Annotated in this window: 19 protein-coding genes; 10 read left to right on the top strand and 9 right to left on the bottom strand. The window is 71.2% G+C overall.

Translation table 11 applies throughout. The annotated features are described in order from the left end of the window. Positions 1-94 precede the first annotated feature (94 nt). A complete protein-coding gene (locus ACZ5Z0_RS08260; protein WP_464107981.1) occupies positions 95-751 on the bottom strand; it encodes a TetR/AcrR family transcriptional regulator in 657 nt (218 codons plus the stop codon). Between the two features lie 122 nt (positions 752-873). Between ACZ5Z0_RS08260 and ACZ5Z0_RS08255 the strand changes: the two genes are divergently transcribed. The 7 genes from ACZ5Z0_RS08255 to ppsA all read left to right on the top strand — a co-directional run bounded on the left by ACZ5Z0_RS08255 (position 874) and on the right by ppsA (position 10745). After that, entirely contained in the window at positions 874-1200 is a 327-nt protein-coding gene (locus ACZ5Z0_RS08255) for a thiamine-binding protein (protein ID WP_464107980.1), read from the top strand. A 114-nt stretch (positions 1201-1314) separates the two neighbouring features. Next, a complete protein-coding gene (locus tag ACZ5Z0_RS08250) occupies positions 1315-1992 on the top strand; it encodes an O-methyltransferase (protein WP_464107979.1) in 678 nt (225 codons plus the stop codon). 169 nt (positions 1993-2161) lie between these two features. After that, a complete protein-coding gene (locus ACZ5Z0_RS08245; RefSeq protein WP_464107978.1) occupies positions 2162-3238 on the top strand; it encodes an acyl-CoA dehydrogenase family protein in 1077 nt (358 codons plus the stop codon). After that, positions 3232-4611: a PIG-L family deacetylase gene (locus ACZ5Z0_RS08240; protein WP_464107977.1), complete on the top strand. Its 1380-nt coding sequence runs from the start codon at positions 3232-3234 to the stop codon at positions 4609-4611. Before ACZ5Z0_RS08245 ends, ACZ5Z0_RS08240 begins: the two co-directional genes overlap by 7 nt. Continuing rightward, on the top strand, positions 4608-5411 hold the full coding sequence (locus ACZ5Z0_RS08235) for a glycosyltransferase family 2 protein (RefSeq protein WP_464107976.1): 804 nt from the start codon (positions 4608-4610) through the stop codon (positions 5409-5411). The genes ACZ5Z0_RS08240 and ACZ5Z0_RS08235 overlap by 4 nt, the downstream gene beginning before the upstream one ends. Positions 5412-5571: 160 nt before the next feature. Next, the gene (locus tag ACZ5Z0_RS08230) at positions 5572-8199 is read left to right on the top strand and encodes a cation-translocating P-type ATPase (protein WP_464107975.1); all 2628 of its coding nucleotides are present in this window, start codon (positions 5572-5574) and stop codon (positions 8197-8199) included. 122 nt (positions 8200-8321) lie between these two features. Then, positions 8322-10745 carry a phosphoenolpyruvate synthase gene (ppsA, locus tag ACZ5Z0_RS08225; RefSeq protein WP_464107974.1) on the top strand — a complete coding sequence of 808 codons (2424 nt, stop codon included), beginning with the start codon at positions 8322-8324 and terminating at the stop codon, positions 10743-10745. Here the strand turns inward: ppsA and ACZ5Z0_RS08220 are convergent. Next, complete coding sequence (locus ACZ5Z0_RS08220; RefSeq protein WP_464107973.1) at positions 10693-12768, bottom strand: heavy metal translocating P-type ATPase; 2076 nt, start codon at positions 12766-12768, stop codon at positions 10693-10695. The two genes, ppsA and ACZ5Z0_RS08220, sit on opposite strands and share 53 nt — an antisense overlap. Before the next feature lie 170 nt (positions 12769-12938). Between ACZ5Z0_RS08220 and ACZ5Z0_RS08215 the strand changes: the two genes are divergently transcribed. Together ACZ5Z0_RS08215 and ACZ5Z0_RS08210 are read left to right on the top strand one after the other, a co-directional pair. After that, complete coding sequence (locus ACZ5Z0_RS08215) at positions 12939-13925, top strand: polysaccharide deacetylase family protein (RefSeq protein WP_464107972.1); 987 nt, start codon at positions 12939-12941, stop codon at positions 13923-13925. Positions 13926-14021: 96 nt separating this feature from the next. Then, entirely contained in the window at positions 14022-17216 is a 3195-nt protein-coding gene (locus ACZ5Z0_RS08210) for an HAD family hydrolase (protein WP_464107971.1), read from the top strand. On the opposite strand, the gene ACZ5Z0_RS08205 is transcribed toward ACZ5Z0_RS08210, so the two are convergent. The 6 genes from ACZ5Z0_RS08205 to ACZ5Z0_RS08180 form a co-directional block, all read right to left on the bottom strand. Further along, positions 17213-18217, bottom strand: a complete 1005-nt coding sequence (locus ACZ5Z0_RS08205) for a zinc-dependent alcohol dehydrogenase family protein (RefSeq protein WP_464107970.1) — start codon at positions 18215-18217, stop codon at positions 17213-17215. The genes ACZ5Z0_RS08210 and ACZ5Z0_RS08205 overlap by 4 nt on opposite strands. A gap of 71 nt (positions 18218-18288) precedes the next feature. After that, positions 18289-19134, bottom strand: coding sequence for a universal stress protein (locus ACZ5Z0_RS08200; protein WP_464107969.1), 846 nt, complete (start codon positions 19132-19134; stop codon positions 18289-18291). 76 nt (positions 19135-19210) lie between these two features. Then, on the bottom strand, positions 19211-20335 hold the full coding sequence (locus tag ACZ5Z0_RS08195; RefSeq protein WP_464107968.1) for a YihY/virulence factor BrkB family protein: 1125 nt from the start codon (positions 20333-20335) through the stop codon (positions 19211-19213). Positions 20336-20415: 80 nt separating this feature from the next. Continuing rightward, complete coding sequence (locus ACZ5Z0_RS08190) at positions 20416-21012, bottom strand: DUF3618 domain-containing protein (protein ID WP_464107967.1); 597 nt, start codon at positions 21010-21012, stop codon at positions 20416-20418. Between the two features lie 15 nt (positions 21013-21027). Further along, complete coding sequence (locus ACZ5Z0_RS08185) at positions 21028-21459, bottom strand: phage holin family protein (RefSeq protein WP_464107966.1); 432 nt, start codon at positions 21457-21459, stop codon at positions 21028-21030. Next, entirely contained in the window at positions 21456-22334 is an 879-nt protein-coding gene (locus ACZ5Z0_RS08180) for an ATP synthase subunit B family protein (RefSeq protein ID WP_464107965.1), read from the bottom strand. The genes ACZ5Z0_RS08185 and ACZ5Z0_RS08180 overlap by 4 nt, the downstream gene beginning before the upstream one ends. Positions 22335-22516: 182 nt before the next feature. Here ACZ5Z0_RS08180 and ACZ5Z0_RS08175 point away from each other — a divergent pair, with 182 nt between their 5' ends. Further along, positions 22517-23470 carry a spermidine synthase gene (locus ACZ5Z0_RS08175; RefSeq protein WP_464107964.1) on the top strand — a complete coding sequence of 318 codons (954 nt, stop codon included), beginning with the start codon at positions 22517-22519 and terminating at the stop codon, positions 23468-23470. A 28-nt stretch (positions 23471-23498) separates the two neighbouring features. Here the strand turns inward: ACZ5Z0_RS08175 and ACZ5Z0_RS08170 are convergent, their stop codons facing one another. Continuing rightward, positions 23499-24416 (bottom strand): LysR family transcriptional regulator, encoded by a 918-nt coding sequence (locus ACZ5Z0_RS08170; RefSeq protein WP_464107963.1) that lies wholly within the window; start codon positions 24414-24416, stop codon positions 23499-23501. Between the last annotated feature and the right edge of the window lie 47 nt (positions 24417-24463).

The raw sequence follows: 24463 nt of genomic DNA, 5'->3' as shown, positions 1-24463 counted from the left end.
AGAGCAGCACCAGCAGCGCGGCATACAGCAACAACAGGCCGCCGAGCACGCCAGCAACGGATTCCCAGGTCATGGGACCAACGCTACGTGATGCCTAGCTGCCGCCGAAGCCGAAGCCGACGCCGAAAGCGGTGCCGTACACGGTTCCCGGCAGCAGCGACTGGGGCGGCAGCGGGCGCTCGGGCCGCTCGGCGCGGATGGCGTCTTCGAGCAGCGCGACCGGGCGGCGCCAGGCGTCCGAGCCGGCCTCCATGGTGTCCACCACACCGATCAGCATGGCCAGCAGCCGGATCATGTCGGTCATCGAGATGTCGCTGCGCAGCGTGCCCTGGCCCTGGCCGCGGCCCAACAGCACAGCCACCGACTCGATCAGGTCCCCGGTGATCCCGGTAAGCACACCTCGGCGGCCGGCCACCGCGCCGAGGAGGTTGGCTTCGTCGCTGGCCACCCCCATCAGGGCGTCGACCACGCGGAACAGGCCCTCGGTTGCGTCCTTGCCGGCCAGGGCTTCTTCGATGACCGGGTTGACCCGCAGTTTCAGCTGCTGGTGCAGGGCTGCGAGGACCAGTTCCTCTTTGTCGGCGAAGTTCCGGAACAGGGTGGCGGGACCAACCCCGGCGGTGACCGCGATGGTCTGCAGCGGGACTTCGGGGCCGTGTTCGCGGAAGCATTGGCGGGCCGCGGCAATGATCTTGTTCACGTTGCGCGCGGCGTCCGCGCGCAACGGCCTGCGGTCTACTCCCCGGTTCATTTGCTCAGGGTAGCAACGCGGAGGTGGAGGAAACCTGTTACCGGCGGGTACGCCACTTTGTGACGTGTCGGACCGCGGATCCGGCCCCGTACGGGCCTCACGGGGCGTGGCAGACTGGAGCCATGTTGCTTGCATTTTCTGTCGCACCCTCAGGTCGCCCCGCCGACGCTCCCGCCGGATCCGACGCCGACGACGCCTCGGTCCACCACGCCGTTGCCGAGGCCGTGCGGATCGTCCGCGAATCCGGCCTGCCGAACCGGACAGACTCCATGTTCACCACGATCGAGGGGGAGTGGGACGAGGTGTTCGACGTCGTGAAGCGGGCCACCGACGCCGTGGGCCGTTACGGAAGCCGCGTCTCCCTGGTGATCAAGGCCGACATCCGCCCCGGCTACTCGGGCGAACTGACGGGCAAACTGGACCGGCTGGAAGCGGCGCTGGGCGACTGACCGGGAGCGGCGGGAGCGCTCGGCCTGGGCATCGGCGGTCGCGTCAGTCCTGCCGCGCTGCCCCTACCGCACTGCCCCTACCGCCTGGCGGCACCAACTGGAAGACTGGGCCGCATGATCGAGCATCAGCCCACGTCCCGCTGGATCGCCGTTGAGGAGTACCTCTCCGGCGTCGTGGTCCGGCCCGATCAATCGCTGCGGCACGCGGTGGAAGCCGCCCTCGCGGCGGGGATGCCGCCCATCGAGGTCGCCCCGAACGCCGGCAAGCTGCTCAAGCTGCTGGTCCGGCTCTCCGGCGCCCGCCGGGTCCTGGAGATCGGCACCCTGGCCGGATTCAGCACCATCTGGATGGCCCAGGGCCTGCCCGACGGCGGCCGGATCATCACCTGCGAATACCTGCCCCGGCACGCCGAGGTGGCCCGCGCGAACCTCGACCGGGCCGGCCTGGGCCACCTCGTGGACGTGCGGGTGGGCGCGGCCCTGGACACGCTGCGCGAACTGGAGGCCGAGGACTCCGGACCCTTCGACTTCGTGTTCATCGACGCGGACAAGGAAAACAACCCGCAATACCTGGACTGGGCCATCCGGCTGGGCCGACCCGGCACCACGGTAGTGATGGACAACGTGGTCTGGGAGGGCGCGGTGCTGGAACCGGCCCTGGACCCCGTCAACGCCCCGGGGATCGTCGCCGCGCTGCAGATGATGGGGGAGGACCCGCGGCTGGACGCCACCGTGATCCAGACGGTCGGGTCGAAGGGCTGGGACGGCTTCGCGCTCGCCCTCGTAAGATAGCGCCGTGAGGTGGCCTGTGCGATCGCGCAGTGACGGCGCAGACGGGCGCCGCGGCGGCCCGGACCGGCCAAATGCTAAGTATGCTTAGATTTATCCGGCGGCGGCTTCGGCCGACAGCCATTGAAACGAACAGCACCAGGCGTACTTCGCAAAGGACACAGGCCACCGAATGAACGCGACCCAGGAGACCCGCCCTCCCCGCGCCGTGCGGATCAGCTCCACCCCGGATGAACTTGCCGGGCTCGGGCCGCTGCTGGAAACCGCCGCTGCCGGCGTCGGTGATGTCCCGGCCCTGCTGGCCCTTGCCAAAGATCTGGGGGAGACCGCCCCCAAGCCCGGGTCCGGTCGGACCGCGTTCCTCTGGGAGATCCTCGCCTCGGTCACCGCCGTCGACGTCGCCGCCGGCCGGATCCTGGAACCCCACCTCGACGCCGCCGCCATCCTCGCCCAGGCAGCGGGGGCCGGGGGCACCGTCCCGTTCGACGGGACGTGGGGAGTCTTCGCCGCCGAGGCGCCCGGGCTGACGCTGGACGCCAAGGAGGCGGGCGGCACCGTCGTCCTCCAGGGATCCAAGCCATGGTGTTCCATCGCCGCGCAGCTCGACCACGCCGTGCTGACTGCACACCTTGACGGCGGCGGCCGCGCCGCCTTCGCCGTCGACCTGCACGCCGCCGGGGTCAGCTTCGCGGACCCGCACTGGACCAGCCGGGGCCTGCGCGAAATCCCCAGCGGCACCGTGCACTTCGACGCCGTCCCGGCCGTCCCGCTCGGCGGCACCGGCTGGTACTACCAGCGCCCCGGCTTCGCCTGGGGCGGCATGGGGGTCGCTGCCTGCTGGCTCGGCGGCGCCGTCGCCGTGGCCCGCAGCTACGCGGACGCGCTCAAGACGGCGGCCGACGGGGGCCGCGAACCGGACCAGCTGGCCCTCGCGCACCTCGGCGAAATCGACCGCACGCTCTCCGGCCTCCTGCACTACCTCGCCCGGACCGCAGCCCGGATCGACGGCGGGGAACTCTCCGGACCCGGCGCATGGAGTGAGGCGCTGCGCGTCCGCGGCAACGTGGCCGCCGCCGTCGACCGCATCCAGGCGCTGGTGGGCCAAAACCTCGGGCCCGGCCCGCTGGCTTTCGACGAACCCTACGCCAAACGCATGGCCGACCTCTCGCTCTACGTCCGCCAGCACCACGCCATGCGCGACGACGCCCAACTCGGCGCCCTGACCTTCAAGGGGGACCACCCATGGTGAGCTTCACGCACAGCGACGCCGGGACTCCCGAATCCGACTGGGCACGCAGCGGCGTGGCAACCCTGCCGGAACTGCCGCTGGACGCCGCGGAACTCGCCGCCACGGCGTTCATCGTCCTGGCCGCCCACCCCGACGATGAATCCCTGGGCGCCGGCGGACTGATGGCCCGGCTGCACGGGCTTGGCGCCGAGGTGCGGGTACTGCTGTGCACGGCCGGGGAGGCCTCGCACCCCGGTTCGCCCAGCACCACGCCCGAACGGCTGTCCGCCCTGCGGCTGCGGGAGTTCGACAGTGCGCTCGGCAGGCTCGTCCCGGACGCCGAGTGGCGGTACCTCGGGCTGCCGGACGGAAAGCTTTCCGGGCGGCGGGAGCAGGTCCTGGCCGCCATCCGCGAGGCCGCGGCCGCCACCGGCCTGCCGGCGGACCGGATTGTCCTCGTGGCGCCATACCGGCACGACGGCCACGCCGACCACGACGCGCTGGGCGTCGCGGCGGCCGAGGCGGTCGCCGCGGCCGGGTACGGGCTGCTGGAGTACCCGGTTTGGTACTGGCTCTGGGCCGGTCCCGGGGACCCGGCCTGGCAACGGTGGCTGCGGCTCCCGCTGTCCCCGGCCGAGGAGCAGGCCAAGGCACAGGCGATGGCGGCGCACACCTCGCAGGTCCGGGCGCTGTCGGACCAGCCGGGGGACGAAGTGCTGCTCCCGCCCGCGTTCCTGGAACACTTCTCCCGGCACTGGGAAACCTTCGCCTGGCAAGCGCCCGCTCCGGCCGCGGGCACCCGCCCCGGCTACGCCGCGGCCGACGCCGAGGGGCTCTTCGACGCCGTCCACGCCCGGAACGAGGACCCCTGGGACTACACCACCAGCTGGTACGAGCACCGCAAACGCGCGCTGACGCTCGCGGCGCTGCCCGCCCGGAGTTTCACCGCCGGGCTTGAGATCGGCTGCTCGATCGGCACCCTCAGCGTCGAGCTCGCTGAGCGGTGCCGGAGCTTCCTGGCCGTCGATGCGAGCAGCGCCGCCCTGGCGCACGCCGCCCGGCGGCTCGCGCACCTGCCCGACGCGCGGACCAGCCACCTCACGGTTCCGCAGGACTGGCCGGAGGGGGCCTTTGACCTGATCGTGGTGTCCGAGGTGGGCTACTACCTCTCGCCCGAGGAACTGGCCGCGCTGTTCGACCGGGTCGAAGATGCCCTGCTGCCCGGCGGCACCCTGGCGCTTTGTCACTGGCGGCACCCGATCGACGGCTGGGAACTCGACGGCGACACCGTCCACTCCGCAGCCCGCCGGCAGCTTCGCTGGGCCGACGCCGGCCTCTACCGGGAGCGCGACTTCGTGCTGGAAATCCTCCGCGCCCCGGAGCCGCTCCCGTGAGCGGTCCGGCCGCAGCGGCCAGGACCCCGTCGCGGCGGCCCGGCATCGACGCCGTCGCCGTGGTCATGCCTGCCCACAACGAGGACCAGCACATCGGGCGGGCGCTGCGGGCGGTGCAGCGCGCTGCCGACGAGCTGCAGCGCCAGCGGCCCGAGATCGCCGTTTGCGTGACGGTGGTCCTGGACAGCTGCACCGACCGCACCGCCGCGATCACCGCCGGATACGTCGACGCCGACCCGCGCTTCAGTGCACTCGAGGTCCGGCTGCGCAGCGCCGGCGCGAGCCGGGCGGCGGGTGTCCGCAGCGCCGTGCTTGGCGGCCGTCGCGCCCCGGGACAGCGTTCCCGGCCGGCGCCCTGGCCGGGCCGGACCTGGCTGGCTAACACCGATGCCGATTCCCAGGTCCCGGAGAACTGGCTGGTCCGGCAGCTCGAGTTCGCCGACGCGGGCGCCGATGCGGTGCTGGGCTCGGTGGAACCGGATCCCGTGGGCATGGATCCGGAACTGCTGCGCCGCTGGCTGGACCGCCATCCGTTCGAGGAGAACCACCCGCACATCTACGGCGCCAACTTCGGCGTCCGGGCCTCCGCCTACCTGGCCGCCGGCGGCTTCTCCAAGCAGGAATCGCATGAGGACCGCACGCTCGTCCAAGGCTTGCGCAGCCTCGCGTTCACGGTCCTCGCCACGGACAGCATGCGGGTGCTGACCTCCGGGCGGACGCAGTCGCGGGCGCCCCAGGGCTTCGGCGCGTACCTGCGTTCGCTCGGCCGGCAGCGGCCGCCGGCCGCCACCGGCAACTGAGGGGGGCCCGGCAACCGCAGCCGCCCCGGTGGGGCGTAGCCGCCGGCCGCCCCCGGTGACCTTTGGCCCTAACCAGCGGCGCTGCGCCGGAGCATCCTCGGAGGCATGACGCACCTGGGCAGTGCCGGGGTTAGGTGCTGCGCATGACGGGCGGCGGAGGGTGAACCCCGCCGCGGCCGGGCCGCTGCCAGGAATTTCCGGGCTGAGCTCGGCGGAGGCTGCCCTGCGGCTGGAGCGCGCCGGGCCGAACCGGCTGCCCGAGGTCCGGGCCGTGCCGGGGTGGCGGCGGCTGCTGGCAGAGCTGACCCACTTTTTTGCCATCATGCTCTGGGTGGCGGCCGTCCTCGCCTTCGTCGCCGGGATGCCGCAGCTGGGCGTCGCCATCGTCGTCGTGATCGTCGTTAACGGGGTCTTCGCCTACATCCAGCAGGAGCGCGCCCAGCACGCAGCCGCCAAGCTGCGCGAGCTGCTGCCCGCCATGGTCTCGGTCCGGCGGGACAACCGCATCGTCACGGTGCACGCCGCCGAGCTGGTTCCCGGCGACGCCGTCGTGCTGGTTGCCGGAGACCGGGTGCCGGCGGACCTCCAGCTGGCCCTGGCCGCGGGCTGCACGGTGGACGAATCGATGCTCACCGGCGAAAGCGAAGCGGTGACGAAGGCCGCCGGCGACACGGTGTTCGGTGGAACCTTCCTGGTCATCGGCACGGCCGAAGGCGTGGTGGCCAGCACCGGGGGACAGACCAGGCTCGCCGAGATCGCGTCGCTGACCGGCAAGGTCGAAGCGCCGCCGAGCCCGCTGGCACTGGAACTGCAGCGGATTGTCCGGATTGTCGCCGGCGTGGCCTTGGGCATCGGCGCCCTGTTCTTCATCCTCTCGCTGCTCGTAGGCATCTCCTGGCGCGATGCGTTCCTCTTCGCGATCGGCGTGGCAGTGGCGCTGGTGCCCGAGGGCCTGCTCCCCACAGTCACCCTCTCGCTCGCCATCGGCGCGCAGCGGATGGCCGCGCGGAACGCCCTGGTGCGCAACCTGCAGGCGGTCGAGACGCTTGGCTCCACCACGTTCATCTGCACCGACAAGACGGGAACCCTCACGCAGAACCGGATGAACGCCGTCGAGGTCTGGACGCCGTCGGGTCTGTTGGGCATCACAGGGGCGGGCTACGGGCCGGAAGCCCAAGTCTCCGGGGAAGGCGGCGCGGACGCCGGGGCGGCGGCTTTCCAGGCGGGGCAGCGGCTCAGTGCCGCCGCCCGTGCCGCCTCGGTGGGCCGGGCGGTGCCCCACGACGGGCAGTGGATCGCCGAGGGCGACCCGATGGAAGCCGCCATCGACGCGCTCGCCACCCGGCTTGCCGGCCCCGGCGGCCGGCCGGAGGAGCCGACGCCGTCGCACCGCTTTGCCTTCGATCCCCGCCGGCTGCGGGAGTCCGCCATCGTCGGCACCACGCTCTTCGTCAAGGGTGCCCCGGAGTCCGTGATCCCCTTATGCGAGGGCGAGGGCGAGGGCGGCGCCGACCGCGCCCTGCAAATGGTGGACCAGATGGCCTCGCGCGGGCTCAGGGTCCTCGCAGTCGCGCAGCGGAGCCTGCCGGGCCTGCCGGGCGCCCCCTTCAAGCCCGAGGACGTGGAGACCGGGTTGACGCTGCTGGGGCTGATCGGCCTGCACGATCCGCCCCGCGCCGAGGTGCGGCTCTCCCTGCAGGCGGCCCGCGAGGCCGGCATCAAGGTCGGCATGGTCACCGGCGACCACGCCTTCACGGCCGCCGCCATTGCCCGCGAAACCGGCCTGATCGGCTCACCGGAGCTGGTGCTGGAGGGCCATACGCTGCCGGAAGACGATGAGGTCCTGGCCGCGCTGCTGGACCGCGACGGCGTCGTGGTCAGCCGGGTGACGCCGGAGCAAAAGCTCCGGGTGGCCCGGCTGCTGCAGCACCGCGGCCACGTGCTGGCCATGACCGGCGACGGCGTCAACGACGGACCGGCCCTGCAGCAGGCGGACATCGGCGTCGCCATGGGCCGCAGCGGCACGGACGTGGCCCGCGAGGCGGCGGACCTGGTGCTGCTCGACGACGACTTCGCGACAATCATCGCGGCCGTGGAGCAGGGCCGCGCCACCTACGCGAACATCCGCCGCTTCCTGACCTACCACCTCACGGACAACGTCGCGGAACTGACGCCGTTCGTGTTCTGGGCCCTGTCCGGCGGGCGGTTCCCGTTGGCGCTGAGCGTGCTGCAGATCCTCGCCCTGGACATCGGCACCGACCTGCTGCCGGCCCTGGCCCTCGGCAGCGAGGCCCCCAGCAAGGGGGCACTCAAACGCCCGCCGGAACGCCGGCATCTGATGGACCGCGCCCTGATGTTCCGGGTGTTCGGGCTGCTGGGACCGGTGGAGGCCCTGATGGAAATGATCGCCTACACCGCCGTGCTCTTCGGCGCCGGCTGGAGCCCCGGGGCGGAACTGCCGCCGTCGGACGTCCTGATGGCCGCCTCGGGCGCCGCATTCACCACGGTGGTCCTGGGCCAGCTCGCCAACGCCTTCGCCTGCCGCAGCGCCACCGCCCCGCCCTGGCGGCTGGGCTGGCTCACCAACCGGCTGCTGCTCTGGGCCGTGCTGGCGGAGCTGGGTCTGCTGGCGGTCTTCCTGTTCCTCGGCCCGCTCGCGGCGCTGCTGGGCCACGCCCCGCCGACTCCCGGGGGGCTGGCCGTGGCCCTCGCCGCAATTCCCGCCGTCCTGCTCGCCGATTCGCTCTACAAGGCGGCCCGGCACCGCGGGCTGGCCCGCGCCGCCTAGTCTTGCGCGGGCTGGCCAGGCACCGCCGAATCCGCCGCCTAAGAGGTCCAAAGCCTCTGACCCCGCGCCGCGCCGGGCAGCAGGATCGGACCATTGGCGGACGAACACCGAGGAGCGCCGGCATGCCCGAACATGTGCTGTGGTTTGAAGAGATCGGCATGGGCGACGTTCCCCAGGTCGGCGGCAAGAACGCCTCCCTGGGCGAACTCATCCAGTCCCTCAAGGCCCGGGGCGTGCGGGTCCCCGACGGCTTCGCCACCACCGCCGCGGCTTACCGGACGTTCATCGCGGCGAACGGGATCGAACCGGCGATGCGCTCGCGGATCCTGGCCTACCGTTCCGGCGACGCCACGCTGCGCGAAACCGGGGAGGCCATCCGGGAACTCTTCCTGGCCAGCGATTTCCCGGAGGACATCGCCGAGTCCATCCGCTCGCATTACCGGGACCTGGGCCGGCGCGCCGGGCGGGAGCGGCTCTCCGTCGCCGTCCGCAGCAGCGCCACGGCCGAGGACCTGCCCGACGCCAGCTTCGCCGGCCAGCAGGAAACCTTCCTCAACGTCGCCGGCGACCGGGAACTCATGGACGCCTGCCGGCGCTGCTACGCCTCGCTGTTCACCGACCGGGCCATCAGCTACCGGGAGGTCAAGGGCTTCGACCACCTCGACGTCGCGCTCTCGATCGGCGTGCAGCGGATGGTCCGCTCCGACGTCGGGGCCTCCGGGGTGATGTTCTCCATCGATACGGATTCCGGGTTCCCTCGGGCGGCCGTGATCAGCGCCGCCTGGGGCCTCGGCGAGACCGTGGTTCAGGGCAGCATCAACCCGGACAAGTACCTGGTGTTCAAACCGCTCCTGGGCGGCGCCGCCGCGGCAGAGGGACCGGCGGAGGGGCCGGCCGAAGGAATCAGCCCGATCATCGAAAAGACCCTCGGCTCCAAGGCACAGAAGATGGTCTACAGCCGCGGCGGCCACGCCCGCACCCGGACGGTGGACACCTCCGACGCCGAACGCCGCGCCTTCGTCCTGGCCGACGCCGAGATCCTGACCCTGGCGCGCTGGGCCGTGACCGTCGAGGAGCACTACGGCCGGCCGATGGACATGGAATGGGCCCGGGACGGCGAGACCGGCGAACTCTTTATGGTCCAGGCTCGGCCCGAGACCGTGCAGTCACTCAAGACCGGCTCCCGCTTCACCCTGCACCACCTGCTCGAAACAGGGGCTGTCCTGGCGACCGGCGCGGCGATCGGCGACTCGATCGCACAGGGGACGGCCTGCGTGATCCGGAGCGCCGCGGACATCGAGAAGTTCCGCGACGGCGCCATCCTGGTCACCGAAATGACCGACCCGGACTGGGTTCCCATCATGAAACGCGCGGCCGGGATCGTCACGGACCACGGCGGTCCCACCAGCCACGCGGCGATCGTGAGCCGGGAACTGGGGGTGCCCGCCGTCGTCGGGACCGGCAACGCCACCGGGGTGCTGGCCGAGGGGCTGGCCGTGACGCTGTCCTGCGCCGAAGGCGACCAGGGCCGCGTCTACGCCGGCACGCTCGCGTTCGAGACCGAGGAGGTGGACCTGGGCGAACTGCCGGCGACGCACACCAAGGTCATGGTCAACATCGCCAGCCCCGCGGCCGCCTTCCAGTGGTGGCGGCTGCCCGCGGACGGCGTCGGGCTGGCCCGGATGGAGTTCATCATCAGCGCCCTGATCCGGGTCCATCCGATGGCGCTGGTCCATCCGGAACGGGTCACGGACCCGCAGGAGGCCGCGCAGATCCGGGAATTGACCCGCGGCTACGCCGACTCCCGGGACTACTTTGTGGACGCGCTGGCGCTGGGCATCGCGAAGATCGCCGCCCCCTACCACCCGAACCCGGTGATTGTGCGGCTCAGCGACTTCAAGACCAACGAGTACGCGCACCTGGTGGGTGGTTCAGCGTTCGAGGAGGCCGAGGAAAACCCCATGCTCGGTTTCCGCGGCGCCTCGCGCTACTACGACGAACGGTACCGGGACGGCTTCGCGCTCGAATGCCGGGCCCTGAAGCGGGTCCGGGAACGGATCGGCTTCAGCAACATCATTGTGATGGTCCCTTTCTGCCGCACGCCGCAGGAAGCGGACAAGGTGCTGGCCGTGATGGCAGAGAACGGCCTGGTCCGCGGCGAGCACGGCCTCCAGGTCTACATGATGTGCGAAATCCCCTCCAACGTGGTCCTGGCCGAAAAGTTCGCCACCCGCTTCGACGGCTTCTCGATCGGCTCGAACGACCTCACCCAGCTGGTCCTGGGAGTGGACCGAGACTCTGCGCAGCTGGCGGCGCTGTTCGACGAGCGCGACGAGGCCGTCATGGCGATGATCAGCGAGGCGATCCGCAAAGCGCACGCGGCCGGGATCAAGATCGGCATCTGCGGCCAGGGGCCCAGCAACCACCCGGAGTTCGCGGCGTTCCTGGTCGGCGAGGGCATCGATTCGATCTCGCTGAACCCGGACAGCTACCTCAGGACCGTCCCGCGGATCGCGGAAGCCGAGAAGCTGGCGGCTTCCCGGTAGCACCGCCGGCGTCCTTCTGCCCCCGGGTCCTGGCACCGGGCCCCGCGGTGCCCGGCGCCGGGGTGCCCGCCGCCGCCTTGGCCGCCCCCTGTTTGCCGGCACTCTGTTTGCCGGCCCCCTGTTTGCCGGCACTGAGCGCGCGCAGGGCATTGAGGATGGTGGCCAGGTCCACGAGCTCCTGGGACAGGGCGCCGGCGATGGCCGGGACGAAGCCGGCCGCGGCGGCGATCATCAGGGCCACGCTTAGCGCAATGCCGATCCAGATGCTCTGCAGCGCCACCTTGATCGTGCGCTGGCCGATCCGCACCGCCGAGGCGACCTTGGACAGGTCATCGAGGATGATCACGACATCGGCCGACTCACCGGCCGCCGTCGAGCCGCGGGCCCCCATGGCGATGCCGACGTCGGCGACGGCGAGGACAGGTGCGTCGTTGACGCCGTCGCCCACCATCATCACCGGGCGGGCGGGGAGGGACCGGACGGCTTCGACCTTGTCCGCCGGCAGGCATTCGGCGCGGACGTCGGTGAGCCCGGCCTCGCCCGCGATGTGCTTAGCGGTGGCGAGGGCGTCGCCGGTCAGCATGACAGTACGGGTGACGCCGAGTTCCTTGAGCTGGGCCAGGGTGCGGCCGGTTTCCCCGCGGATGGGGTCGCTCATCACGAGGGCTCCGGCAAATTCGCCGGCCACGCCAACGTAGATGGCGAGTTCGCCGCTGGCCAGCTCCGTTTCCACCAGGCCCGCGGCCGACTCCGCCACGAACTTGGGTTTGCCGACCACTACGTCCCGGCCGTCGAAGCGGGCCCGGACGCCGTGCGTGGCGAATTCGGTGGCCTCGGTGGCGGTCCCGAAGACCAGCCCGCGGCCCCGCGCCGCGTCCATCACCGAGGCGGCGAGCACATGGGAGGAATATTGTTCGGCGGAGGCCGCGAGCCCGAGGACCGCGTCCTCGGTGAAGGACCCAGCCGTCCTGATACCCACCAGGGACGGCCGGCCGTAGGTCAGGGTTCCGGTCTTGTCGAAGGCTGCGGTTTTGATCCGGCTCAGTTGCTCCAGGACGCCGGCGTATTTGACGATGATGCCGCCGCGCGCGGCCCGGCTCATGCCGCCCAGGAAGGCCACCGGGGCGGCGATCAGCAGGGGACACGGCGTGGCCACCACCAAGACTTCGGCGAACCGGGCCGGGCTGCCGCTGATGATCCAGCCGATGGCGCCCAGCAGGTACGCGAACGCCGTGAACGGGACGGCGTAGCGGTCGGCCAGGCGCACCATGGGCGCTTTGCTGTCCGCGGCTTCCTTCACCAGGGCGACGATCCGGCTGTACTGCGAGTCCTCCATCAGGGCGGTCACCTGCATCCGGACCGCTGCTTCGCCGTTGAGGGAGCCGCTCATCAGCCCTTCGCCGGCCACGCGCTCCACCGGGAGGCTCTCCCCGGTGAGCGAGGACTCGTCGAAGCTGCCCGATTCGGAAAGCAGGATGCCGTCCAGGGGCACCACTTCGCCCGGCCGGACCAGGAGAATGTCCCCGACCCGGACGTCGGTGGCGGCCACGTCCTCGTGCTGGCCACCGGCCTGGATGTCAAGGGGCTCGGTTCCGGACGTGCTGGTGACGGCGGGGTTCGTGCCGGCGGGGTTCGTTCCGGCGGCGGAGCTGCCGTTGCGTTCCCGGTGGGCCGTCTGCGGAACGCGCTCCAGCAGGGACGTCAGTTCCTTCTTGGCCCGGCCCGCGGCGTAGTCCTCCAGGGCTGTGCCGCCGGCCATCATGAGCACGATGATCATCGAGGCGACGAATTCGCCCACCAGCACGGTGCTGACGATCGCCGTGACGGCCAGGATGTCGATGCCCCACTGCCCGCCCATCAGCCGACGGACCATGCCGACGGCGAGGTAGGCGGCCACGGCGAGCGCGTATATGCTCGCGCCGATCTGGGCGATGTCTTCCTGGCCGGAGACCAACAGCAACACCACCGCCAGGAGAACGGCGACCGTGCCCGCAACCAGCGGATACCGGAGCACAATTTTCACGGTTTTCCCGCCTCGATGTTCGCGCAGAACCAGGCGTCTGCGCCTACAAGCATCCTACTGCGCAGCCTCCCCCTCCCCGTGGCGCGTCGAGATGTTGAGACGGGAGGACGGGGATATTCGCGGGCCTTTCAGCCCTACCCTCGCTGGGGCCGGTGGTGCCATGGTGAAGCATGTGGTCGATCCTGGCCGGGAACACCCGCCGGCTGATTGCGCTGGCGGCCGCGGTGCTGTTGCTTGCCGCCGTGGTGGTGACGGCGGTGATCCTTTCCGGGCGGCCTGACGGTGCTGCGCCGCCGGCGGCCTCCGGCACCACCGGAACCACGACGGCCGCGGCGGCGCTGACGCAGAGCGCGCCGCCGGCCCCGCCGGCGAGCCCCGCGACCAGCCCGGCGCCGGCTCCGCCGTCGAACGCGCCGGTCACCGAGGCCCCGGTAACGGAGGCGCCGCTTCCGCCCGCTGAACCGCCTCCCGCCCCGCCGGAACCTCCTCCGGCTCCGCCGCAGCCGCCTGCGGACCCGTTCCCGCCGGCGCTCCGGGGTGCCGACGTCGGGGTCATCCCGAACGCAGGGCCCGTCGTCGCCCTGACCTTCGACGCCGGCGCCAACTCTGCAGGCCTGCCCGGCATTCTGCAGACCCTCGCCGCGACCGGAACCCGGGCAACCTTCTTCCTCACCGGCACCTGGGCCAGCGCCAACCCGGCCGGCGTCGCCTCGATCGTGGCCGCCGGCCACCGGGTGGGCAACCACTCGATGGCGCACCCGGGGTTCACTTCCCTCAGCGACGCCCAGATCGCCCAGCAACTCGCCGGAGCCGAGGCGGCGATCGCGGCCGCGGGCGCAGACGCCCGCCCGCTGTTCCGGTTTCCCTTCGGCGAGCGGGACGCGCGGACCATCGCGGCCGTAAATGCGCTGGGCTACCTCCCGGTCCGCTGGACGGTCGACACCTTGGGCTGGAAGGGCACCAGCGGAGGGATCACGGCCCAAATCGTTGCCGACAGGGTGCTCGCCGCGCTGCAGCCGGGGGAAATCGTCCTGATGCACATCGGCTCCAACCCCGACGACGGAACTACCCTCGACGCCGACGCCCTGCCGCAGCTACTCAACCGGATCCGGCAGGCCGGCTACGGCTTCACGACGCTCGATGCACTCCTTGGCTGAGGCCGGCTGCCGCAGCAGCTGCCGCGCCGGCCGCCCCAGTTGCCGCCCCTGTTGCCGCCCCTGTTGCCGCACACCGAAGACTGGTACGAATAGCGCATGACGGAGTCGCCCACTGTTGCAGCTGCACTGGCGCCCGTCGACGCGGTGGTCTTCGAACTGGACGGCGTGGTCCTCGACACCGCGGAACTCCGGGCCGCGACCTGGCGCCGGCTCGTCGGGGACGTCTTCAACGACCCCCGGCTGCCGTCGCGTACCCGCCGCGACCCGCTCACCGATGCCGACTACACGGCCTTCATCGAGGGCAGGACCGCCGCCGAGGGGATCGCGGCGTTCCTGGCCGCGCGCGGGGCTCAGCTCCCGCCCGGCTCGCCCGCGGACGGCCCGGGAGACTGGACCGCGTTCGGACTCGGTAAACGCCAGGATGAGCTGTTCGGGCAGGCGCTGCGCGGCAACCCGCCGCGGGCCTTCCCCGGCACCGTAGCCCTGCTGGAACGGCTCAGGGCGGGCCGGATCCCGGTGCTGCTCGCCACCTCCGCCTCCAACGCCGGCGCGCTCCTGGCCGTCGTCGGCCTGGACGGGTTCTTCGACCACGTGGCCGACGGGCAGGCGGCGCTCCGGCGCGCCATCCCGGGCAAGCCGTCGCCGGCGCTGGCCCTGGAGGCGGTGCGCCGGCTGGACATTCCGCCCGGCCGGGCCATGGTCATCGAAGCGGCCGTCGCAGGGGTGGAATCGGGCCGCCGGGGTGGCTTCGGACTCGTCGTCGGCATCGACCGGACCGGTCGGCGGGCCGAGCTGGAAGCCGCCGGTGCGGACATCGTGGTGGAAGACGTCAGCGAACTGGACATCGGCCTGGTCATAACCCACCCCTGGCTGCTGGTTTATGAGGGTTTCGACCCGGCGCATGAGGGCCACCGGGAGGCCCTCACCACGCTGGGCAACGGCTATCTGGCGACCCGCGGCGCCGCCCCCGAACACCGCGGCGGCGAGATCCACTACCCCGGAACTTATCTGGCGGGCGTCTACAACCGGCTGGCCAGCGTCGTGCAGGGCCAGCGGACCGTGGACGAACACATGGTCAACATCCCGGACTGGCTGCATCTGGACCTGCGGATCGAAGACGGCGCCTGGTGGTCCGAGGGTGGCCTGACGCTTCGCCGGGAACGCCGCACCCTGGACCTCAAGCGGGCGCTGCTCACCCGGGAAGCGCTGCTGGAGGACGATGCCGGGCGGCGGCTCCAGCTGGTGCAGCGCCGGCTCGTGTCGATGGCGGAGCCGCATCTCGCCGCGCTGGAGACCGTGCTCACCGCGGACGGCTGGAGCGGCCGCGTCAGCATCCGCAGCGGCTGCGACACGGCGGTGACCAACTCCAATGTTCCGGAGGATGCGCAGCTGTCGACGCGGCACCTGTCGGGGGTGCAGGTCTCGGAGTCCGCCGGCGGCCCGGGTGCCGGCGGGCAGAACACAGGCGGCCCCGGCGCCGTCGGACTGAGCGTTCAGGTGCAGACCAGCCAGAGCCGGATCGGCATTGCCCTGGCGTTGCGGACGGAGCTGTCCGGACCGGCCAATTCCGAGTTCGAGCAGCTGGGCGGGCTGTACGCGCACCGCTTCGAGGTGCCGGTCGCAGACGGGAGTGCGGTGACGGTGACCAAGACGGTGGGGGTCGCCAGTTCCCGGGACCACGCGGTCTCTTCTCCGCTGACGGGCGCGGAGGCGGTGCTGGCGCGATCGGGCAGTTTCGAGGCGCTGCTGGCGGAGCATGAGCGGGCCTGGACCCTGCTGCTGGCACCGTTCATCATCGAGTCCGATGCCCCCTCCCAGGCGCAGCTGATCCTGAACCTGCACGTTTTCCACCTGCTGCAGACGCTGACGACGCACACCGCCGAGCTGGACGCGGGCGTGCCGGCCCGGGGACTGCACGGGGAGGGCTACCGCGGGCACGTCTTCTGGGACGAGCTGTTCGTCCTTCCGGTGCTGAACTCCCGCCTGCCCTCGCTGGCCCGTGAACTTATCGACTACCGCTGGCGGCGGCTCGGCACGGCCCGCGACGCCGCGAGGGCGGCCGGGCTGCGCGGCGCGCTTTTCCCGTGGCAGAGCGGCAGTGACGGCACGGAGCAGACCCCCATGCTGCTCTACAACAAACTCTCCGGGCACTGGGTGCCGGACTATTCCCATCTCCAGCGCCACGTGGGCCTGGCCGTGGCCTACAACGCCTGGCAGTACTTCGAAGCCACCCAGGACCGCGGCTGGCTGACGCAGCACGGCGCGGAACTCATTGTCGAGGTTGCCCGCCTGTTCGCGTCGATGGCCGACTACGACCCCATCGACGACCGGTTCCACCTCCGGGGCGTCATGGGTCCGGACGAGTACCACACCGGAAATCCGGGCGACCCGGGCGGCGGCCTGGATGACAACGCGTACACCAACATCATGGCCGCCTGGGTGTTCGACCAGGCCGAATGGATCATGCACTCCGTCCGGGGCTTCGACATGGAGGACCTCCGGGCACGGCTCGGCGTTAGGGCGGCGGAGATCGCGGCCTGGGCGCGGCTGAGCCGGCGCATGTTCGTGCCCTTCCACGGGGACGGCATCATCAGCCAGTTCGCCGGCTACGGGGCGCTCCGTGAGCTGGACTGGAACCACTACCGCCGCAGCTACCGCAATATCGAGCGGCTGGACCTCATCCTGGAAGCCGAGGGCGACAGCACCAACCACTACCGGCTCGCCAAACAGGCCGACGTCCTGATGCTGCTCTACGTCCTCGGCGAGGACCAGCTCGTGGGCTTCCTCGGCCGGATGGGCTACACGGTCACCCCCGCGCAGATGGCCGCAACCGTGGACTTCTACCTGGCCCGGACAGCGCACGGCTCCACGCTCAGCCGCGTGGCGCACGCCTCGGTCCTTGCCCAGCGCGACCCGGAGCAGGCCTGGGCCACGTTCCGCGAAGCCCTGGACGCTGACCTCGACGACACCCAGGGCGGAACCACCAGCTCGGGCATCCACCTCGGCGCTATGGCCGGCTCGATCGATGTCGTCCAGCGCAGCTTTGCCGGGCTTCGGATCACCCGCGATGCCCTCGACTTCAGCCCCCGGCTGCCGACCGAACTCCGCCGGGTGGACTTCCAGGTCCGCTACCGCGACCAGTTGCTGGCCGTGCACCTGGAAACCGACCGGCTGCTTGTCTCCGCTGCCCCGGGCGACGCCGCCCCGGTCCTGGTCCGGGTGGGCGCCCGGCAAGTGCTGCTCCGGGCCGGCCAGGAGCACGAGTTCCTCCGCGCCGGCCCGGATGGCTAGGGGGCCACGCGGATGACGGCGGCGCCGGTGACCCGGTCCGCGGCCAGGTCCCGCAGCGCCCGGTCCGCGGCGTCGAACGGGTAGGCCACGGTGGTCGGGCGGAGCGGGATTTCCGCGGCGAGGCGGAAGAATTCCTCGCCGTCGGCCCGCGTGTTGGCCGTGACGCTGCGCAGCTGGCGCTCCTGGAAAAGCTCGGCGGCGTAGTGCAGGGGCGGGATGTCGCTGAGATGGATGCCGGCGACGGCGAGGGTCCCGCCCCGGTCCAGGGCCCTCAGGGCCGGCGGCACCAGGCCGCCGGCCGGGGCGAAGAGGATGGCGGCGTCGAGCGGGTCCGGAGGCTGTTCGTCGGCCCCGCCGGCGAAGGTGGCCCCGAGGTCCAGGGCGAGGCGGCGGGCGTCCGGGGACCGCGTCATCACGTAGACCCTGGCCCCCTGGTAAAGCGCCAACTGGGCGGCGAGGTGGGCTGAGGCGCCGAAGCCGTAGATGCCCAGCCGGCCGCCGATGGGCAGTTCCGCGCGGATCAGGGCGCGGTAGCCGATGATGCCGGCGCAGAGCAGCGGGGCCGCTTCCTCATCCGGGAAGATGCCCGGGATCCGGTAGGCGAAGTCCTCGGCGACGGTGATGAGTTCGGCGTAGCCGCCGTCGCGGTCCCAGCCGGTGAAGGTGGGGGACAGGCACAGGTTTTCCTGCCCGCGCAGGCAGAACCGGCAGGAGCGGCAGGTGCCCCCGAGCCATGCCACCCCCACCCGCTCGCCGGGGCGGAACCTGGCTGCCCCTGGTCCGGCGCCGACCACCTCGCCCACCACTTCGTGCCCCGGGATGACGCCGGGCCGCCGCGGGGCCAGCTCGCCCTCGGCCAGGTGCAGGTCCGTGCGGCACACCCCGCACACATGCACCCGTACCAGGACCTCCCCGCGGCCGGGCACGGGGTCCGGGCGCTCGCCGGACACCAACGGCCCGTCGGCCATCGGCCCGGGCTGCGCAACCCACCAGGCTCGCACAGAGCCTCCCTTTCCCGCACTCCTCGGCCTGAATCGGGGGCTCCGGCGGCGGCGCTCCCGGAGCCCGGGAATCAGCGCGTAATCATGACATTGCACGGGGCCTTGTGCAGCACCGCGGAAACTGTGTTCCCCAGTCCCCCCTCGCGGCTGTGGGTGCCGAGCACCAGCACATCCGCATCCGCTGCAGCTTCCACCAATTCCTTGGCGGCCGCGTGGCCGTCCTTGAGGGTGCCGAAGACGGCGAGCCCGGGGACCAGACGGCCGGCTTCGGCGACGGCGTGCTCCAACAGCTCTGAGCCGTGCAGCGGGGCGTGGCGGCCGTGCTCCCCGCCGGCCCCGCCCCGGCCCGGATCGACGTGGACGAGCTGCAAACCTGCCCCGACCGCGGCTGCCAGCCGGGCGGCGTCGGCGAGGACGGCCGAACTCCGGGCGGCGGCATCGATGCCCACGACGACGGGCCGGCCGGGCAGGTGCGGGCGGCGGACCACCATCAGCGGGCACGGTGCGGAGCCTGCGAGGTCGAGGCAGACCGAACCGGCCAAATGTCCAAGCACGCCGCCCATGCCGCGGCTTCCGACGACAAGGAGGGCGGCGCCGGCGGAGGCGTGGCGCAGGACCTGCGCGGGCAGGCCCGCCTCCATGACGCCGCCGACGTCGAGCCCCGGGGCGTTCTCGCGGGCGAGCTTGAGGCCCTCGGCGAGGATGGCCTCGGCGGAATGCCGTAGTCCGCTGCCCGCCACGCCCTTGACCGGCCCCAGGTCCTTGGTGAACATCGGCCAGACCCAGGCGTGCACAACTTTTAGGGGGAGGCCCCGGGACGCGGCATGGCTGGCGGCCCAGCGGACGGCGAGCTGCGAGATTTCGGAACCGTCATAGCCGACGGCGATGGGCCCGGGGGCTGCTGCAGGCGCCGGCATATATCCTCCCGGTAGGCGGACGGTGGCACCCCCAGCGGTGCGTCCCCCCAGTACAACCCGTGCGGGCGCGGAGCGCCTAGGGGCTTTGGTCCCCAGCCCGTTCGCGGCCGCCGTGTTCTTCCCGCAGCTCGCGTCCGCGGCGGATGTCCTCTTCCTCCTTGGCCTGGAGCTTGTCGCTCTTCTTTGTATCGCGCGGCGGCAGCTGGATGGTTTCCTCGGCCTCGATGCCGGCCTGGAGCTGGCGGCCGCGCTCGGTTTCGGCGTCGAACTCGGCGCCGAACAGCAGCGACATGTTCAGGATCCACAGCCAAAGCAGCGCGATGATGACGCCGCCGATCGCGCCGTAGGTCTTGTTGTAGCTGTTGGAGTAGGCCACGTAGAAGCCGAAGGCCAGGGAAGCCAGCAGGAACACGACCACGGCGATCGCGGACCCCATGCTCATCCAGCGGAATTTCGGCTGCTTGACGTTGGGGGTGGCGTAGTACAGCACGGCGATGGCCACGATGACCAGCACCAGCATCACCGGCCACTTGGCGACGTTCCAGACGGCCAGGAAAGCATCGCCGAGGCCGATGACGTTGCCGACGGACTCGGCCACCGGCCCGCTGAGCACGAGCATCGCGGCCAGCACGACGACGATCAGCAGATTGACGACGGTCACGGCGAGCATGGTGCCGCGCAGCTTGAGGAAAGGCCTGCCCTCATCGACTTCGTACACCCGGTTCATGGCCCGGCCGAACGCCCCGACATACCCGGAGGCGGACCAGAGGGCGGTGAGGAGGCCCAGGATGAACGTGAAGCCGGCGGCCGAGGAACCGGCCAGTTCTTCGACCACCGGGCGGATCGTCTTGACCGTCTCGCCCGGGGCGATCCCCTGGACGATGTCCAGCAACGCCGAGGTGGTTTTCTGCGCGTCTCCGAAGAGGCCCAGCAAGGACACCAGCGCCAACAGCGCCGGGAAGATCGAGAGCACCGAGTAGTAGGTCAGCGAGGCGGCCAGGTCGGGGCATTGGTCTTTGGTGAATTCCCGGAGGGTCTTCTTGGCGATGTACTTCCAGGAGGGCTTGGTGACATCGGTGGGGCGGTCCGGCTTGCGCGCGTCGTCCGGGGCGGGAGCGGTGCGCGCCTTTGCGGTGCTGCTCTCCGGGGTTTCGGCGTCGTCCATGGAGCCAGTTTCCGCCGTGGTGAGGTTCTTGGCCATCGGAATCTTCTTTCGTGGTTAAGCGCAGCGGCCGGCCGCCCAGCGCGTCAGCGGGGCAGCCGGCCGTCTGCCGGGTCGGGCTAGGCCTGCTGGACGTTGTCCCTGGCGTCGGCGGCGCGGTCCTTCACATCGGCGACCGCCATCTGACCCTCACCCTTGACGTTCTGGGCGGCGTCGGCGGCGGTGGCCTTGACGTTCTCCATGGCATCCTGGGCAGGTTCCTTCAGGCCCTCGGCCACGTGCTTCGCGGCCTCGGTCAGCTCGGTGGTGAGCGGCTCGGCAGCTGTCTTCAACGCGTCAGCGGCCTCCCGCTCCTTGGTGCTGGCCGGAATCAGCGAGGACACCAGCAGGCCGGCGCCGAAGGCGATGAGGCCCGCAGCGAGCGGGTTGCCCTGGGTCTTCACCTTGGCCTGGTGCGGTGCGTCGGCGACGGCGGAACCGGCGTCGTTCAGGTGCGAGGCGGCGCTGCCGCCCGCGGAATGCACGTTGCCGGTGGTGTGGTCGGCTGCTCCCATGACCTTCTCCTTCACTCCGAACACTGCGTCTTTGACCTTGTCAGTCTGGCGCTGGACGATGTGCGACGGGGTGACCTTGTCGGCCACGGCGTCGACGTTGGTGCCGAGCCGGGCGCGGGTTGCTTCAATGTCGGCGCGGATGGCATCCGGGTTTTCACTCATTGTGTTTTCCTCGCTCTAGTGGCTGGGCTTGAGGGTCGGGGGGATTTCCTGGAGGGTCTCCGCGGTCTGCGGCATGCCCTTGATCGCCTTGAGTTCCTTGCGGCCCATCGAGGCCAGCACGGCGCCGATGATGCCCCAGATGATCGCGACGACGACGCCGGACCATCCCAGTCCCATCAGGGTTCCCAGCCCCCACCAGAGGGCGAGGGAGAGGAACAGCAGGACAAAGTGGCCTGCGACGCCGGCACCGGCAAACATGCCGCCGCCCTTGCCTGCCCGGCTCGTGGTCTGCCTCAGTTCGGCCTTGGCGAGTTCCACTTCCTGACGCATCAGGGTGGACATGTCCCGCGTGACGTCACCGAGCAGGTCGCCCAGGGAGTTCGTTTCGGCTTTCACATGGGCCTCGGTGGGAGGCATCGGGGCGCCCGTGGGCATCTCGCTGCTCATCGACGGCCTCCGTCGAACGGATCCTTACGGTCGGGGTCGACGCTCGGATCGATGCGGTACGGGTCGGCGGTCAGCGGGTCATTGGCCCACGGGTCGGCCTGGGTGCCTGATCCCTCAAGGGGGCTGGGCGGGTACGTTTCGGCGGCGCCGGCCGTCGTCGGCTCCGGATACGTTCCGGCCATGCCGGCCGTCGTCGTCTCCGGGTAGCCCACCGGCGGCGGGGGGACCGCGACGCCGGCATCGGGTATCCGGGTGGCCGGGGCGTTGTACTGCGCGGCGGTGCCGGCGGAGGACGTTTCCGGGGCTCCGGCGCTAAGGCTGCGGCTGAGCCGCCCGGCCAGGATGCCGGCGCCGGCGGCGGCCAGCAGGAAAGTGCCGGGGCGCTGGCGGGCGAATGACTTCACTTCGTTCAGCAGCGAACCGGGGTCGCGGTTGTCGAGCCACGTGGCCACGGACGAGGACCGCTCGGCGGCCTGCCGGACCAGGTCGGTGGCGACGCCGGGCTGGTCCGAGGCCGCTGCCATGGTGTGGAGTTCGCTGGAGATGGAGCGAAGGCCCTCGGCGGCTTTCTGCTGCTGCGTGCCGGCCTGCGCCGTGAGGTCGGTCCGGGCCTGCGCGAGGAGGTCCTTGGCGTTGCTCTTCACTTCGCCGGCCACGTTCGCCGCCTCGGCCTTTGCCGTTTCGGTGACGTTCTGGGCCGATTCCGCGGCCTGCTGCTTCACTTCGCCCGCTTCGCCCTTGGCGGTGTCGGTCTTCGAGGACGTCCCGGTCGAAGCAGGCGGGAACGTCGAGCTCTGCCGCAGTTCGGTGTCGTTGGCCTGCGTCACCGTCGGGGTGCCGTAGCTGCCGTCCTGGGGCCACTGGTTCTCTGTCATCGTCGCTCTCTTTCCTTGTAGATCTGCTGCCGGGGAGCAAACCCGCAGCGCCGAACTCGAATAGTAAGCATGATTACTAGTCGATACTAAGCATGCTTCGCATTCGATTACAAGGCCGGACCGCAAATTGGGGGAGTGGCTGCCCGCTAGGGTTGAAGCATGAGCAAAACGGTGGACGGCTGATGGCCAAGCGGGGCAGGGCGGCCGGCCGGGACACCGCAACCTCGACGCCGGGAGTGGTGGACGTGCCAAAGGGTTCGCGCCCGAACGGACCCGTGGCCGGCGTCTATTACATCGACACCGGCGACTGCGAGCTCATTCCTGACCAGGACAATTCGACCGGCTGGCTGCTGCGGATCAACGGCGTCATGAGCTCGCATATCGACCTCGCGGACCCGCTGTTCCTCGACTTCGAGTACATGCGGTGGATTGCCGCACTGGTGGAATCACGCTGGCCACCGTCGACCCGTCCAAAGCTGCGGGCCCTGCACCTCGGCGGCGGGGCATGCTCACTGGCGCGTTACTTCCACGCCGCCTACCCGGACGCCCGCCAGGTGGTGGTGGAGCTGGACGGAAAACTCGCCGAGTACGTCCGCGGCTGGTTCGATCTGCCCAAGGCCCCGCTGCTGCGCCTCCGCGTGGGGGAGGCCCGGGAAGTGACCGAGACCCTCACGCCCCAGACGCGGGACCTCATCATCCGCGACGTCTTCGCAGGCGCAGTGACCCCGCGGCCGCTCACGACGGCGGAGTTCACCGGGCACGCCAAGCGGGTCCTGGCGCCCGGCGGGATCTACCTGGTGAATTCCGGCGACGCCCCGGCCCTGGCCAATGCGCGCGAGGACGCCGCCACCATCGCCGCGGCCTTCGAGCACACGGTCATCATCGCCGACCCAGCCATGCTTAAGGGCCGGCGCTACGGCAACATGATCATCGCCGGCAGCGATGTGCCGTTCGACGACGACCCCGGCCTTGCCCGGCGCCTGCTCGGCGGGGCGGTGCCTGCCCACATCTGGGACGACGCCAGGGTGCGTGCCTTCGCCGCCGGCGCGGCCGTCCGCCACGACCCGCCGGCGCCCGACCAGGCGACGTCGGCGGACGGCGATGCCGCCCGTCCGGCGTCGTCGGCTGCTCCGTAACGGTCCTGTTCCGGGCCCAAAAGGGCGCCTACGGAGCAGCCGATGCGTGACCGCCCCGGCCGAGGAGGGCCTCGCGGTGCGCGTCGGTCTGCTCGCGCAGGGCCTGGACGACGGCGGCCACGGCGGGCCGGCGCATCGAATCGGGCCGCAGGACCATCCAATAGGGCAGCAACTCAGCGAACTGCTCCGGCAGCAGCCTGACCAGGTCCGGGTGCAGGTCCGCGGCGAAGCACGGCAGGAAACCGACCCCCGCCCCGGCCCGCGTCGCCTCCACGTGGACAAAGACGTTGGTGGAGCTCAGCCCGTCCCGCATGGTCGGCACCAGCCGGCGCGGGGCGTCGAGGTCGTCCACCTGGAGCATTGAGTCGACGAAGTAGACCAGCGGATGCTCCTTCAGTTCGTCCACCGACGCCGGCGTGCCGTACTCCGCCAGGTAGCTGCGCGAGGCGTACATGCCGAGCATGTACTCGCCCAGCCGGGCGGCCTCGGCGCGGTGCACCTGCGGCTCGCCGACCACCACCTCGATGTCCAGTCCGGAGCGCTGCTGCAGCGCCCGCCTGGTCACCGTAATGATCTCGACGCTGAGCCCGGGGTGGAGGCGGCGGAGTCGGGCGACCGCGGGGGCGGCGATGTAGGCGCTGAAGCCGTCCGTCGCCGTCATCCGCACGACGCCGGTGACCGGGTCCGGCGTCTTTCCGGGCTGTTCGAGCGAGCTCACGGCGCCTTCCACCTGCTCCGCGACGGCAACCGCCGCGGCGCCGAGGTCCGTCAGTTCCCAGCCTCCGGCGGCCCGGGAGAGGACCCGGCCGCCGAGAGCCTTCTCCAGCGCGGCGATCCGGCGCGAGACCGTGGTGTGGTTCAGGCCCAGGGCCTGGGCCGCCGTCGTGAACTTAGCCGAGCGCGAGACGGCCAGCAGGACCAGGAGGTCGTCGGGATTTGCCTTCATATCTGCAATTCTGCACATACTTCGTGCCCGTTTGGCCATTGAGCCGC

The organism is Arthrobacter sp. T2-23, assembly GCF_055398325.1.
This window is presented reverse-complemented; position numbering and strand designations above follow the sequence as displayed.